Origin of the sequence: Thalassobacterium sedimentorum, from assembly GCF_031127905.1 — a bacterium.
GTDB classification, from domain to species: domain Bacteria; phylum Verrucomicrobiota; class Verrucomicrobiia; order Opitutales; family Coraliomargaritaceae; genus Thalassobacterium; species Thalassobacterium sedimentorum.
Genome location: NZ_JARXIC010000017.1, coordinates 19,612 through 32,426, shown reverse-complemented (window position 1 = coordinate 32,426; position 12,815 = coordinate 19,612). Strand labels below are relative to the sequence as shown.

Here is a 12,815-nt window from a genome sequence, read left to right as displayed (position 1 = left end):
GTGTTTTTGCCCACGCTCTTTTGATTGCAGGCTTTCGAGGTATTCCGCGAGTAGGGCAGGGAGTTCTTTCTTTGGAGCGCCCCAGAGGTAAGAGGGCACTTCCTCACCTGCATGGATACGGTGTTGAACCGTGATGTATTCCTTTAGCCATTTTTCGGCGGTCTGCTTGTCGGGAGTCTGTAACGAAACGCTTCGCTCTTTGAATTCCCAAGGTAGCCGAAAGAATCCACTGTAGCAGGGGTCTTCAACGAGTTTCCCAGCCTTGCGGCGTTTGCGTTTGTCGACTCTCATAGTATCAATTTCGATTAGCTTTTAAGCGTTCAAGGTATGTTTGAATGTCGCTCTCAAATAGGCGTGAAGCTCTACCAACTTTTACGGGTTTTGGAAGTTCGCCTTTTGCGATTAGACGATAAACCTCACGAACCGAAAGACTGATACGATTAGCTACGCTTTTCATACTGTGGAGTTGTTCAGTCATGGCTTCTATTGGTCTTGGGTGTGATAGCGTGCTTCTACTTCTTCAAAGCACTCCCGAGCGTAAGCTTCGTCTTGTCCTTGTAAGTGGCTTTCCATTATGTGCTTGTAGAAGTTGCACACGGTTGTGTGACTAGATTTAATGTTACCATTGACGGCTAGCCATGAAGCGATTCCTCGCCAGCTGTAATCTCTGTATTTTCGTAGGTAAATTATCGTCGATAAGTAAGGAAGTAGCTCTCTTCCAGGCATTAAATCCATCGCTTTGTCTAGAAGCTCAGCTGGGCTAAGAGGTGTTGCCTCTGTTTCTTCGTCCTCGATCTCTGTAGGAACATTATTGTTTGGGTCTTCGTGTGCGTTGTAGTTACTCATGATTTACATACTAGTTTTACGGATGAACTTGTCAATTTATTACTGAATGGTTTTACAGTTGGCATTTACAGTCGCGTCCAGGCACAAAAAAAACCTCCTTAGAGGAGGTCTGAGTAGATATAATTGTAGGTTAACTATCTTTGCGGACTTCTTTGTGTACTGAGAGTAGACTTGTGAGAAATGAGCGAGGCGTCATCAGGTCAAATGTTATACGCGTTAATAGGGCATCGCTTATTGGGATTCTGGTATCACCAATTTCTGCAACCAGTGGGCGTCCATTCCGTTTCATATTCCCAATATAGGGGGCGAATTTTCCGATTTCTCTCCTCGTTCCCCATCTCATCTTAAGTCCGATGCTTTCGCTTAGCTCCATAAAGCTGTCAATGTGTAAAGCTACACGAGTAATTGTCCGATGCTGAATAAGGTCAAATTTCGTCTCATTCTTAAATCCTAAGTGAGCAAAAATTGGTGTGCTGGTCGGGCTAGATATTGATAAAGCTAAGTGGTAATTCGGATCCTCCTGGTTGCCTCCTGAACCATGAAACCATACATCAAAAACTGATTTACTCAAATGTCGCATTTTACCTGTGTAGCTTCCAATAAACATACAATCATCAATGATGTCTGTCGCCCAGCCTCTGGTTCTTGCTATTTCCGTCGAATGCTCAATCTTTTGAGAGAGATTCTCAACTTCAATTTCTTTGGCATTAATTCGTATTTCCATACCGGTATCAGAATCTACGCCGTGATCATCGTTTATAATATTTTTTGTAGAATCCATCCTTTGTGCTTGGCGCATAACTCTGTTAAGTTGGCTGAGGCCACTTTTTCCACGTTTTGAGATAAACGCCTTTAGTTTATCATTTGAGTCACCATCAGTGTCATGTATCAGATTGATGATTTCATCATTAACCTGTCCTTCTTTTACTTCTGCAAATGATAACCCTTTGCCATTTAAAGGATCTACTATTAATAAATCACCAACTTGTATGAAAGACGTTAAGTCTGAGATTAACGCAAACTTGAGATTCTCTTTTATGACGTATTTAGATGCCTTTACTAAGGATTCATAGTTTGAGGTGGATAACGTGGGAGACTTTTGTTTTTTGTATAATCTTCTGGCGATGTGGCCATGATAACTAATTAGCTGCCATGCTATAGTGTCTGCTAATTTACGTAACAAGCATTCGTAGTATTTCTCGGCTTTTCCAGCTTTCTCAATCTTGATTAGCTCCTCACCGATGATAAGCTGAGCTTTCTGGAAACCTTTGTGTTTCGCTCGTGTGTAATCTTTCATCATCAATGGAGAGTTTCGGAATTTTTCAATATCAGGAGCTTCGCCCAATACTGAAATCCCCGATTCACAGGCTAATGAATAAATCTTTCTGATTAGCTTTTCTTGTTCATCTGTTAGCGGTTGTTTCATCGATAGTATTGATTTAGTGAATTCAGTTAAACGCCACTTAAGTAATCTTTCATATTATAGCTACTAACTATGTGAATGAGCTAAGCTGTCACTTATATTAATCTTAATCAAGGAAAGGAAAGCGTGGCATAGGCGGGGCTCCTCGCGGAGCCTCCGCCTATGCCACGCTTTCGATTCTCTGCATCTACTTGCACAAAAAAAGGCACCTCAAACTGCTCTATCAGTCGAAGTGCCCTTTACTGCATTGATTCTTTTGATGGCCTACGGCCAAACGGATTCTCTGCTAATTACTGTATTGGCTTTAGAAGGGGGATCAGGTTAGCAGGCCGAAGCGAACAGACGTTTCAGCATCGCTTTGCGAATGAGCATTCACTTACGGGGCTACGAGCTTCGCTCTATATCGCTGGGCGCGATGGCCTTTGGACGGTGCTGCGCACCTTGCTAGCAGCTATTCGTCGCTGAGATCGCCGCGCACCGTCATTACACCCTTTTCCTTACTCGCCCAGTCCACACGCACGCAAACACGCGTAAATGCTAGCACAGGGGGCAGAGGGGCTTTCTTGTCGGTGGCAATGAAGAAGAAAGTGTTGGTGCCGTCAACGATGGTTACTTTCAGCTGTTTGTATTCTTCATTTTCCCATTTTCGCTCGAGCTTTTCGACAGCGACGACTAGTCCACGGAGAAACAAACCGTCTGTTGGTTTAACTGGTAGTGTTGTGGTGGCAGTAGCTGCCTTATCTTGTTTAGTGTCCATTCTGGTATCTCTTTCTTTAGTTGGTTTAGATGGCACCTGAATACTAAAGCATTCTCAATGGGTGCCACCTGGGCATTGAGAAGCTGTAAAATGATCGCTTGCGCGGATTGCCCAAAAGGGCGCTTGAAGTAGAAATATTTCGAGGCGGCATAGTTGCCGAAAAAATCCTTTCGGTAGGCGACAGCCTTTCGTGACCAGAGTTGAATTTGTTCGCGCAGAGTGTAGGGAACGCGTGAGCTTTGTTGCTCTGTCTGTTCCTGCTTCTTCGGCTCTTTTTGCTTCGTGTAGAAACCGCCGCCAGTTTGCCAAAAGCGAATACCAGCAGAAGGGCGCCCGTCCTTTCTGACTGTCTTGTAGTCAAGCACCCACGCAGGCAGGCAAACACCCGCTTCTTCGTCGCCATCGCCCGAGGCGATTTTTGACACGTATTTGAATAGGTAGCTGAATTCTTTGCGACGGAGCCTTTGAATGTTAGTCATGCCTAATCCCCACCATTGAGAGATTGAGCCGCAGACATCGCGGAAGACGTTCTTAGGAATCCGTTTCTTGTAACCGATTATTAGATGCCAATGCGGATAGCCGTTTTCTTGAAATTCCAGTTTCCAAGCCCAAGGGAAGTCATGCCCGATTGCCTTGCGGAACCGAGCGAGGAAACGCCGCAAACGGTCTTTGCCGATCTCGTAAGCTTTCTTCGGCGATGATACAGAGTCGGGGATTGTTAGCGTGATGAATAGGCAGTGCTTAAACACTGGCAGGCCTTTACGCTCGATTTCTCGTTGCTTCAGAATCACACCGCGAGGCGTTACCCAAGAGGGCGCAGTGTAGGGACGGACCTGCACACCTGTTTCATTTTCGAGGTTAGACATCGGAGCCTTTCTGTTCCGATGATTCAACGATAAGCAGAATTGCAGCCTTCAGCGAATGAGGCAGGCTATCCCATGCACTGACAACGCGGTTTAAGGCATAATCAGTCCCTATATCAGTCCGAGGGGGTTCGATTGTTTTGCTATTCGTTGACTTACAAGTGTTTGTCTTATTCTGCGAGATGGTTCGAATCCGGCTCTCACCACCACTTTAAAGGCCGTCCGCAAGGGCGGCCTTTTTTAGTGGTGAGAACGGATGAAGAACCAGCGCTGGTTCGACGAAAGGAGCGCAGCGACTGGAGATGGGGCCCCCGGAGGGGGATCTCGCAGAGATTTTGCGTCGCAAAACCAATCCGGCTCTCACCACCACTTTAAAGGCCGTCCGCAAGGGCGGCCTTTTTTAGTGATGCTGAGATTTAGAGCTCTCTTGGGTGGCCTCGGTTCTCAGAACCGGGGAGAGGCTCATAGGCCCCGCAACTTAGTTTCGATTGCTCCGACATCGCTTGCAGAGCAAAGCAGGAGGCTAGCCTTTCGGATCATCTAATAAAATTCTGAGATTACTCGCAAAATTTAAAATGTAACTTGACTATTTCGCATTCTTGCGAAATTAATGTAGTGCAATGTCAAATTCCACCTCAGATGTGTTCAAAGCTTTAGGCCATCCGGCTCGGGTGCAGTTCGTCAAACTCTTAGGCGAGGGCGAGAAATGTGTCTGCGATTTGGTCGAAAGTGTGGACCTGGGCTGGTCGACAGTATCGCGTCATCTCTCGGTGCTCAAGGAGGCGGGCATTGTGACCGATGAAAAACGCGGCCTGCAGGTTTTCTACAGACTGAGTCTGCCCTGCGTGAGTCAGTTCATCGCTTGCCTGGAGCAGGATGCCGAAAGGGTCCAACCGGACTGCGCTTGCCACAGCATGGAGAACTGAAACTTTTTTTAATCCATTATTTCGCTATTTCGCGTAATAGTAATATGAATGCTAAAACTGAATATAAAATCGCCGCCTATTTGGGCGCGATCTTTCTGGTCTTTTACTTTCTTCCGGTGGGTAGTGCTCGCTTTGATCACTCCGTCACGGAAGCCTTGGCTTTGACCAAGTGGTATGCGCGTGAGCACGTCGTGCTTTGTCTTTTGCCGGCATTTTGGATAGCGGGCGGCATCGCGGCCTTTGTCTCGCAGTCATCAGTGATGCGCTACTTGGGGCCGAAGGCCCCCAAACCGCTGGCTTATGGCTTCGGTGCGATTTCGGGCACCATCCTTGCGGTTTGTTCCTGTACGGTGCTTCCCTTGTTTGCGGGGATTTATCGTATGGGCGCGGGGCTGGGGCCAGCCACGGCCTTTCTTTATTCCGGGCCTGCGATCAACGCGCTGGCCATCATCCTCACTGCCAAGGTATTGGGCGCACAGATTGGATTGGCCCGGGCGATTGGCGCGGTGAGCTTTAGTGTGCTGATCGGTTTATTGATGGCTTTCTTCTTTCGCAAGGAGGAGCAGCAAAAAGCGGCCGCGGCAGTAGCCATGCCGGACGACGAGGCGGCGCGCCCGCTCTGGCAGACGGCTGCCTTCTTTGCCAGTATGGTGGCCATTTTGGTTTTTGCCAATTGGGGAGGCGCGAACGATGCCGGCTTCTTTGGCGCGGTCTATGCGATCAAGTGGTGGTTGAGTTCGGCCTTTGCCTTGCTGTTTATGTGGATGCTCTGGCGTTGGATGCATGTCTCGGGTCTCCGTGTCTGCCTTACTATTGCTGCGGTCGCTCTGGTTGCGATACTCACGCAGGGACATGCGACTTGGGCGGTGTTCACCGGGGTGCTGGGACTGGTTTGGATGACTGCGGGCCAAAAAGGTGAGACGGGGGAATGGTTTGAGCAGACCTGGTCTTATACCAAACAAATCATGCCGCTCTTACTGGGTGGGGTGTTGGTGGCAGGACTCTTACTCGGTCGGCCAGGCGCGGAGGGATTGATCCCTTCGGAGTGGATCAGCCAGTCGGTCGGAGGCAACTCACTGGGAGCCAACCTGTTTGCCTCCTTAGCGGGCGCCTTCATGTATTTCGCAACGCTCACTGAAATCCCGATTCTGCAAGGCCTGCTTGGCAACGGTATGGGCAGCGGTCCTGCGTTGGCGCTGCTACTGGCGGGCCCCGCGCTGAGTCTGCCCAACATGCTGGTGATCAACTCCATCATCGGGCCCAAGAAGACCACCGTCTACGTTAGCTTGGTGGTGACCATGGCCACCCTCAGCGGCTGGATCTACGGCTTCCTTTTTTCTTAGTCATCCGCAACTCAAACAGGACATATTATGAAACAAATACAAATCCTCGGCACGGGATGTGCCAAATGCAATCAACTCACCGTAGCGGCCGAAGCGGCTGCCAGCGAACTCGGTATCGAGTATACCATCGAGAAGGTCACCGATATGATGCGCTTTGCTGATTTCGGCGTCATGATCACCCCTGCCATGGTAGTGGACGGAGTGGTCAAAGTCGCAGGCAAGGTTCCGTCTGCGGAAGATTTAAAACAAATGCTCCAATAGTGCTGCCATGAAACGTATTCTACAAAGCTTACTTTTATTGCTGGTTCTCCTGGGCATAGGCGCGGGTATTTACCAAAAACTGCAGCCGGCGCCGTCTGTCAGCCCTGAGCCGACAGTCACGGCCGCCGAGGATGCAGTCGCTTCAGCGCCGGTGCGATCCGAACGCATTACGGTCACTTATTTTACCTCCGACGTGCGTTGCATCTCCTGTAAAAAGATCGAAGCCCTCACGCGTGAAACCTTAAACGAGCGCTTTGCCGATGCGCTCGCTGACGGCGCACTGGTGTTTGAAACGCACAACATCGACCGCCCGGAAAACAAGCACTACGTCGAAGACTATGAGCTCTCCTTTAAAACCGTGGTCATCGCCAAAGAATCAGCCGATTCGAAACAAGTCCGCTGGCAGCGCATGGACGATGTGTGGACCTACTTAAATGAGCCCGAGAGTTTTAAGGATTATCTCGATGCCGGTATCCGCGAAGTGCTACCGAAAACAATCTAATCCAAGGTTATGGCTTTATTGATATCCAGCTTCACCGCGCTTTGGCTCGGGATCGTGACCTCGGTCAGCCCCTGTCCTTTGGCGACCAATGTGGCCGCCATCTCAATGCTCAGCCGAAAGGTCGGTAATCAAAGATACGCAGTGCTGGGCGCGCTTGCTTATACCCTCGGCAGGATGATTGTTTATCTGGCCTTGGCGCTTATCCTCTTGGGAGGGCTCAGCTCCATGCCCGGGCTGTCGGCGTTTCTGCGTAACGGAATCGGCCCCTTTATCGGTCCCTTACTCATCTTGACGGGGATGGCGATAGTCGGTTGGTTGCCCTTGCCCTTCGAATTAAAGCTCGGCAGTGCCGCCACCACCGAACGCTTGTCCCGCTGGGGACTGCTGGGCGAATTCATGATCGGTGCGATCTTTGCCCTTTCATTTTGCCCCGTCTCCGCAGCCCTGTTTTTCGGCTCACTCATTCCACTGTCACTGGAATCGTCCCTGCCTCCCGTGCCGGTCTTGCTTTACGGTTTGGGCACTTCGCTCCCGGTCGGGATCATCGCGCTGGTCATCGTCTTCAGCACCCGCAAGGCCAGCGCACTGCTGGGCGGCTTACAAGCCGTGCAGAAGAAATTGCTCTGGGTCACAGCAGCCTTGTTAATCGGCATCGGCGTTTGGTTGACGCTGGCTAGTCTGCTGACAGGCTGAGGTGATTATATCTATAGTCTCAATGCGTATTTTGAGTTTCAGGGGAGTGGCCGAGGCTTCGGCACTACGGATATGGTGTCTTGTTTGATTAAATTCCTGATACACTAAGAACCAGCAGCAGCTTGTCTAAGCTGAAATCACCGCTAAGACAATGAGGCTCTTTAAGCGTACACGATTCGGGCGCATTGATCGCAGAAGTGTGGCTCACCGGCGACGAGTGCACCACTGGACACTTCATTGGATACCCGTAGGTGGCAGCCGCCACATTTGTGAGCCTCGATGCGTGCGACGTAAGGGGGGCGCTTGCAGAGTTTTTTGACTCTGTCGTAGTGAGCGAGGTACTGCTCTGATGTGTCCTTGCGTGCAATTTGCTCCGCAGCTTGAGCCTCTTTGACCGAGGCTTTTAAATTGGTTTCTCGATCACCTAGTTGAGAAATTTGCACTCTTTGCTCGGCAATACGGGCTTCAATCGTGGCCTTTTCCTTTTCAAAAGTTTCACGAGTGGTGTCAATCTCTAGCATGAGTTCAATTTCACGTTCTTCGAGTTCTAAAATCTCGTTTTCAGCTTGCTCAATCTGGGTGGTCAGGGCGCGATATTCATCGTTCTTTTTAACCTCCAGTTGCTGAGTGCGGAATCTGGCAATGGCGCTTTCCTTGGCCTTGACTTCAGTATCCAGCTCGTTGCGTTCAACCTCTTTTTCTTTGAGCGCCTGTTTTGCTGCTTCAATATTGGCTGTTTCAGCGGTTATGTTCGCCTCAAGAGCACTACGCTCTTGAGGGATGCGGGCGAGTTCTTGTTCAATTTTTTGCACCGCGACGTCGCGGTCTTGAACAATTAGAAGCTTTTCGATTTGCGGGTCGGCCATAAGTGCGGTATCTCTCTTCGCTAGACAAAACAGGCTCACTACTAGAGCAACACAAAAGCGACTATGAGCGACACTTCTCTTCAAGATCAAATAGATGACGCCACACTGGATTTCACCTTGGGTGACGGTGTGGGAGCGATTTCCAAGCTGACAGCACTGTCTGAGGCGCATGCCGATTGTTTTGGCGTCTGGCATGCCTTAACCGAGATTTATTTCGCGGAAGGGGATTATGATGCCGCATTACAAGCAGGCGAACGGGCGCACGCGCTATGTCCAGATGATATTCATATTAATACCAGTCTCTCCCGCATTTGGGTCGAGCGTGGAGATAAGGATCGAGCGGAGCACTTTGGAGCACAGGCACGCATGCTTGGGTGGAAGGATGAGTTGAAGTCGCCGCCACAGCAGGATGATATTTAGAGGCATTGACAGCTCGGAATCTTAACACCTAAATCCTGATACACATGGAAGACGTTACTTATACGCTGGAATTTGAAAAGCCGCTGCGCGAGCTTGAAAAACAATTGATCACACTCAACCAGGTCTCGAAGGAGTCCAAGGTGGATGTGACGAGTGAGATTGAGGCTATTGAGGCCAAGATCGATAAAACCAAGATGGAGATTTACTCCAACTTAACGCCTTGGCAGCGCGTGCAACTTTCGCGCCATCCGAAGCGTCCGTATTCGCTCGATTATATTGACATGATCTTTACTGATTTCGAGGAGTTGCACGGGGATCGTCGCTTTCGTGAGGATGCGGCAATTGTGGGGGGACCCGCTTTTCTGAATGGGGAATCTGTCATGGTCTTAGGCCAGCAGAAGGGGCGCAATACACGCGAGAATTTGAAACGGAATTTTGGTTGTCCGCATCCGGAAGGCTATCGCAAAGCCATGCGCTTGATGGAGATGGCGGAAAAGTTTGGGATGCCAGTGGTGACGTTTGTGGATACACCTGGCGCCTATCCTGGTATTGGAGCTGAAGAACGACATGTAGCTGAGGCGATTGCTGTGAACATCCGTGATATGAGTGCCTTAAAAGTACCGATAGTGACTATTGTGATTGGTGAAGGTGGCAGTGGCGGTGCCTTAGGCATGGCGGTGGCCGATGAGGTTATGATTCTGGAGAATGGTTACTATTCAGTGATTTCTCCGGAGGGTTGTGCGGCGATTCTATGGAAAGACCGCGCTGCGGCACCGCAGGCGGCGGATGCCCTTAAATTTAGCCCTGAGTATCTCGCAAAATTTGGAGTGGTTGATCGTGTGATTGATGAACCAATGGGGGGGGCGCATCGTGATTATGCAGTAGCAGCCCAAAATTTAAAGACAGCGATTGTTGATTCACTTGCTAAGCTGCAGAAGAAGAGCACTGAAAAACTTCTTGAGGATCGGTATCAGCGATTCCGTAATTTGGGTGAATATGCTGATTCTGCTGCAATGGAGGCCTAATTCGGCTTAATTCGGCCTAGTGAGATCGTACGTGTGAGATCGTATCGTGATTGCTTCCGGGACAGGCAGTGCCTGCCCCGGAAGGCACTGCCTAAAAAAAACTCCATCCGTTATGGATGGAGTTTTTTTTGAAATTTGAGGGGGCGACTATCTAGTAACCTCCGCCGAAGCCGGGTGCGCCTTGCTCCCAGTCTGCTGGACGACTCCAAGGTACGGATTGTTCGTCTGGGTTGCTGTCGAAGCAGCCAGTCATAGAAAGTGCCCAAAAGGCCAGTGCGAGGAGGATTGTAATGCGGCGATACATTCGATAATTAGTTACAAGCGCTTAGAAGGCTTTAGGTTCTCTATTTAGTTATATTGTGTTGTCGTTATATTAGTGGAGCAGGCTGACGATAGTACCTTCGGCCATTTGTCGCGTTTTAGCTCCTGGCAGGATATTGGCGATGACTAAATCTTTAGAAAGCTGAATGACCTGAATTTGACCTAGATCCTTCATGTCTTTAATAACGCTCACTGTTATACCTGGGCTGAGGCCTAGTTCCGGGCTGTTGCTCAATACGATTAAACCATTTTTAGAGCTTAAGGATTGAATGGCGGTTTGAGCGCCGAGTGAAGCTGTCGGTAGTGGTTGCGAGGGACTTGGTTGAAATGTGCTGGTATAGCCGCTGCCACTTTCTGTGACGGAAGATACACTGTTGCTGATCGTTGCGGCCTTAGAGGATACTTCTTGACTGGTCACTTCAGTTACGCGGGCTTCTGCCTTGGCCAGAGATTCTTTGAGCTCAGCATTTGCCTTTTCCAGCTCGGCAATGCGTTGGTTCAATTGTGCGAGTTCACCTTCCTTGTTGGTTGCAGTTAAGGTCTTTTCAGAGTTTAGGAGTTCGGCACGTAGGCTTTTACTGGTGTCTTCCAAGGCTTGAATAGCCTTTTTATTTTCATTGAGTTGTTGTTGCGTGCGGCTGACTTCTTGCCTGGCCGTATACATTTCAGAGCGAATGCTCTCGAGCTTGCGTTTTTCTTCCGCTAATGCTTCGCGCTCACTTTTTAGGCTGCCTTCAAGTTTGCCGATTTGTTGGTTGACGGTCGTTAATTCGGCTTGTGCAGCTGCAGTTGCTTGTTCTGCTTCATTCAGAGAAATTTGTTGTTCTGCGAGCTTGCCTTTGCCCAAGTAGAAGAGGGCACCAGCTGCAAGTGCGGCAACGATAGCGAGAATGCGAAGTATCATGGATAGACTATTCATTTGTTTGTGTGGGGATGTTTGGTAGATTATTCAGAATAAAAAAGTGACTGATCAATCGGGGTCTTGGTCTCGATGGAGAGTCCGCGCTGGTTAGCGGCAAGACGATTGAGGAGTTTAAAGATTAATTCAGTCTGTGCTTCAAGGTTCAAGTTTTGCGCAATTGTAACCGCATCGAATTTGTTGCCAGCATGCTTTTGGAGGTAAGCGATGACTTGTTGCTCAATCTCGAGAACGGTGGCAGCAGCTTTCTTGCCAGCTTCGACGCCGGGTTGGTGGTATGCGTTGATATTGATCAGGCTGGCGTAGAGCCCAACTGCACGTTCAAACAGGGCGATCAATTGACCGACGGCTTCGGGGGTAACTTCGCGAATGGTGATTGTGATCGACTGACGACCATTGTCATAGAGCGCATCACGAGTGCCTAGGAAAAAGCCTTGTAGGAAGTCGCCCGATGTCGTGCCGGATTCGACTTCGATGGAATCGCCGTCGCGATCTTTAAGTACTTCGATGAAAGTGGCAAAGAAGTTATGTACGCCCTCACGCAGTTGCTGCACATAGGCGTGTTGGTCGGTGGAACCTTTGTTGCCATAAACGGCGATACCCTGGTGCACGACTTTGCCATCGAGGTCGAGTTCTTTGCCGAGCGACTCCATGACAAGTTGCTGCAAATATTTCGAAAATAGCATCAGGCGATCTTTGTAAGGAAGCACGACCATATCCTTGGCACCTTTGGCGTCGGTGGCAAAATACCACATCAGCGCGAGTAGGGCGGCGGGGTTGCTAGCGGTGTCGGTGGAGCGTGTGACTTCATCCATGGCCTTGGCACCTGCGAGCATACGGTCGATGTCGAGGCCTTGAATCGCCGCGGGGAAGAGTCCCACGGCGGCGAGCTCCGAAGTGCGCCCGCCGACCCAGTCCCACATGGGCAGGAAGTCGAGCCAGTTATTGTCTTTGGAAACTTGGTGTAGCTTGCTACCTTCACCGGTGATGGCGATGGCGTGTCGGCCGAAATCCAGGCCGGCTGCTGTGTAGGCGGCGGTGGCTTCGAGCATGCCGTTACGTGTCTCGGGAGTGCCGCCGGACTTGGAGATGACGACGGAGAGGGTTTCGCCAAGTTGGCCCTCTAGCGCGTCGAGTGTGCGGTCCAAGCCATTGGGATCGGTGTTGTCGAAGAAGTAGAGTTTGACCTTATCAGTCTTCGGGCCTCCGAGAGCGTCGGCTACGAATTGTGGGCCGAGCGCGGAGCCGCCGATCCCGATGACCAGTAGATTTTTGAATGCACCTGAGGCGCCTTGAATCGCACCGCTGTGCACGTCGGCTGCGATCTTCTTAATTTTGCTAACGCAGGCTTCAATCTCGGCGGTTAATTCCGCTTGCGGGGCCAGTGCCGGGTTGCGTAGCCAGTAGTGCCCCACCATGCGACCTTCGTCGGGGTTTGCGATCGCACCGGCTTCCAGCTCTTGCATGGCGGTGAAAGCCGCTTGCATGCGTGGCTCCATCTCCGTGAGAAAGTTGTCGCCGAAATCGATGCGGCTAATATCGATCGCAAAATCGAGCTCGTTGATGTTTAGATAGTGTTGTGTGAATCGATCCCAGGACATGGCTTTGTTAATTTTGAATTTTGAATTGGAAATTAAGCGTTCTGCGGGT

16 protein-coding genes are annotated in these 12,815 nt (G+C 50.0%); 7 read left to right on the top strand and 9 right to left on the bottom strand.

Annotated features, from left to right (window positions below):
* Positions 1 to 295 precede the first annotated feature (295 nt).
* The 5 genes from QEH59_RS18990 to QEH59_RS11315 form a co-directional block, all read right to left on the bottom strand.
* Entirely contained in the window at positions 296 to 457 is a 162-nt protein-coding gene (locus QEH59_RS18990) for a helix-turn-helix transcriptional regulator (protein WP_425609242.1), read from the bottom strand.
* 26 nt (positions 458 to 483) lie between these two features.
* Positions 484 to 846 (bottom strand): hypothetical protein, encoded by a 363-nt coding sequence (locus QEH59_RS11330; RefSeq protein ID WP_308985487.1) that lies wholly within the window; start codon positions 844 to 846, stop codon positions 484 to 486.
* Positions 847 to 976: 130 nt separating this feature from the next.
* A complete protein-coding gene (locus QEH59_RS11325; protein ID WP_308985486.1) occupies positions 977 to 2,272 on the bottom strand; it encodes a hypothetical protein in 1,296 nt (431 codons plus the stop codon).
* A 448-nt stretch (positions 2,273 to 2,720) separates the two neighbouring features.
* Positions 2,721 to 2,960, bottom strand: a complete 240-nt coding sequence (locus QEH59_RS11320; protein ID WP_308985485.1) for a hypothetical protein — start codon at positions 2,958 to 2,960, stop codon at positions 2,721 to 2,723.
* Positions 2,942 to 3,892, bottom strand: coding sequence for a rolling circle replication-associated protein (locus QEH59_RS11315; RefSeq protein ID WP_308985484.1), 951 nt, complete (start codon positions 3,890 to 3,892; stop codon positions 2,942 to 2,944). Before QEH59_RS11315 ends, QEH59_RS11320 begins: the two co-directional genes overlap by 19 nt.
* Before the next feature lie 617 nt (positions 3,893 to 4,509).
* Between QEH59_RS11315 and QEH59_RS11310 the strand changes: the two genes are divergently transcribed.
* From QEH59_RS11310 to QEH59_RS11290, 5 genes are read left to right on the top strand one after another with little or no spacing between them, the layout of a single operon-like run.
* The gene (locus QEH59_RS11310; RefSeq protein ID WP_308985483.1) at positions 4,510 to 4,815 is read left to right on the top strand and encodes an ArsR/SmtB family transcription factor; all 306 of its coding nucleotides are present in this window, start codon (positions 4,510 to 4,512) and stop codon (positions 4,813 to 4,815) included.
* Positions 4,816 to 4,859: 44 nt separating this feature from the next.
* Entirely contained in the window at positions 4,860 to 6,158 is a 1,299-nt protein-coding gene (locus QEH59_RS11305; protein WP_308985482.1) for a permease, read from the top strand.
* Positions 6,159 to 6,185: 27 nt separating this feature from the next.
* The gene (locus tag QEH59_RS11300) at positions 6,186 to 6,419 is read left to right on the top strand and encodes a thioredoxin family protein (protein WP_308985481.1); all 234 of its coding nucleotides are present in this window, start codon (positions 6,186 to 6,188) and stop codon (positions 6,417 to 6,419) included.
* 7 nt (positions 6,420 to 6,426) lie between these two features.
* Positions 6,427 to 6,921, top strand: coding sequence for a nitrophenyl compound nitroreductase subunit ArsF family protein (locus tag QEH59_RS11295; RefSeq protein ID WP_308985480.1), 495 nt, complete (start codon positions 6,427 to 6,429; stop codon positions 6,919 to 6,921).
* A gap of 9 nt (positions 6,922 to 6,930) precedes the next feature.
* On the top strand, positions 6,931 to 7,614 hold the full coding sequence (locus tag QEH59_RS11290) for an aromatic aminobenezylarsenical efflux permease ArsG family transporter (RefSeq protein WP_308985479.1): 684 nt from the start codon (positions 6,931 to 6,933) through the stop codon (positions 7,612 to 7,614).
* Positions 7,615 to 7,775: 161 nt separating this feature from the next.
* Here QEH59_RS11290 and QEH59_RS11285 read toward each other — a convergent pair whose 3' ends face one another.
* On the bottom strand, positions 7,776 to 8,480 hold the full coding sequence (locus tag QEH59_RS11285; protein ID WP_308985478.1) for a zinc ribbon domain-containing protein: 705 nt from the start codon (positions 8,478 to 8,480) through the stop codon (positions 7,776 to 7,778).
* A 63-nt stretch (positions 8,481 to 8,543) separates the two neighbouring features.
* On the opposite strand from QEH59_RS11285, the gene QEH59_RS11280 reads away from it, so the two are divergent.
* Positions 8,544 to 8,900 (top strand): tetratricopeptide repeat protein, encoded by a 357-nt coding sequence (locus QEH59_RS11280; protein ID WP_308985477.1) that lies wholly within the window; start codon positions 8,544 to 8,546, stop codon positions 8,898 to 8,900.
* Between the two features lie 44 nt (positions 8,901 to 8,944).
* On the top strand, positions 8,945 to 9,925 hold the full coding sequence (locus QEH59_RS11275; RefSeq protein ID WP_308985476.1) for an acetyl-CoA carboxylase carboxyltransferase subunit alpha: 981 nt from the start codon (positions 8,945 to 8,947) through the stop codon (positions 9,923 to 9,925).
* 151 nt (positions 9,926 to 10,076) lie between these two features.
* Here the strand turns inward: QEH59_RS11275 and QEH59_RS11270 are convergent, their stop codons facing one another.
* The 3 genes from QEH59_RS11270 to QEH59_RS11260 form a co-directional block, all read right to left on the bottom strand.
* Positions 10,077 to 10,229 carry a hypothetical protein gene (locus QEH59_RS11270; protein ID WP_308985475.1) on the bottom strand — a complete coding sequence of 51 codons (153 nt, stop codon included), beginning with the start codon at positions 10,227 to 10,229 and terminating at the stop codon, positions 10,077 to 10,079.
* Between the two features lie 69 nt (positions 10,230 to 10,298).
* A complete protein-coding gene (locus tag QEH59_RS11265) occupies positions 10,299 to 11,165 on the bottom strand; it encodes a hypothetical protein (RefSeq protein ID WP_308985474.1) in 867 nt (288 codons plus the stop codon).
* A gap of 26 nt (positions 11,166 to 11,191) precedes the next feature.
* Complete coding sequence (locus QEH59_RS11260; RefSeq protein ID WP_308985473.1) at positions 11,192 to 12,766, bottom strand: glucose-6-phosphate isomerase; 1,575 nt, start codon at positions 12,764 to 12,766, stop codon at positions 11,192 to 11,194.
* Between the last annotated feature and the right edge of the window lie 49 nt (positions 12,767 to 12,815).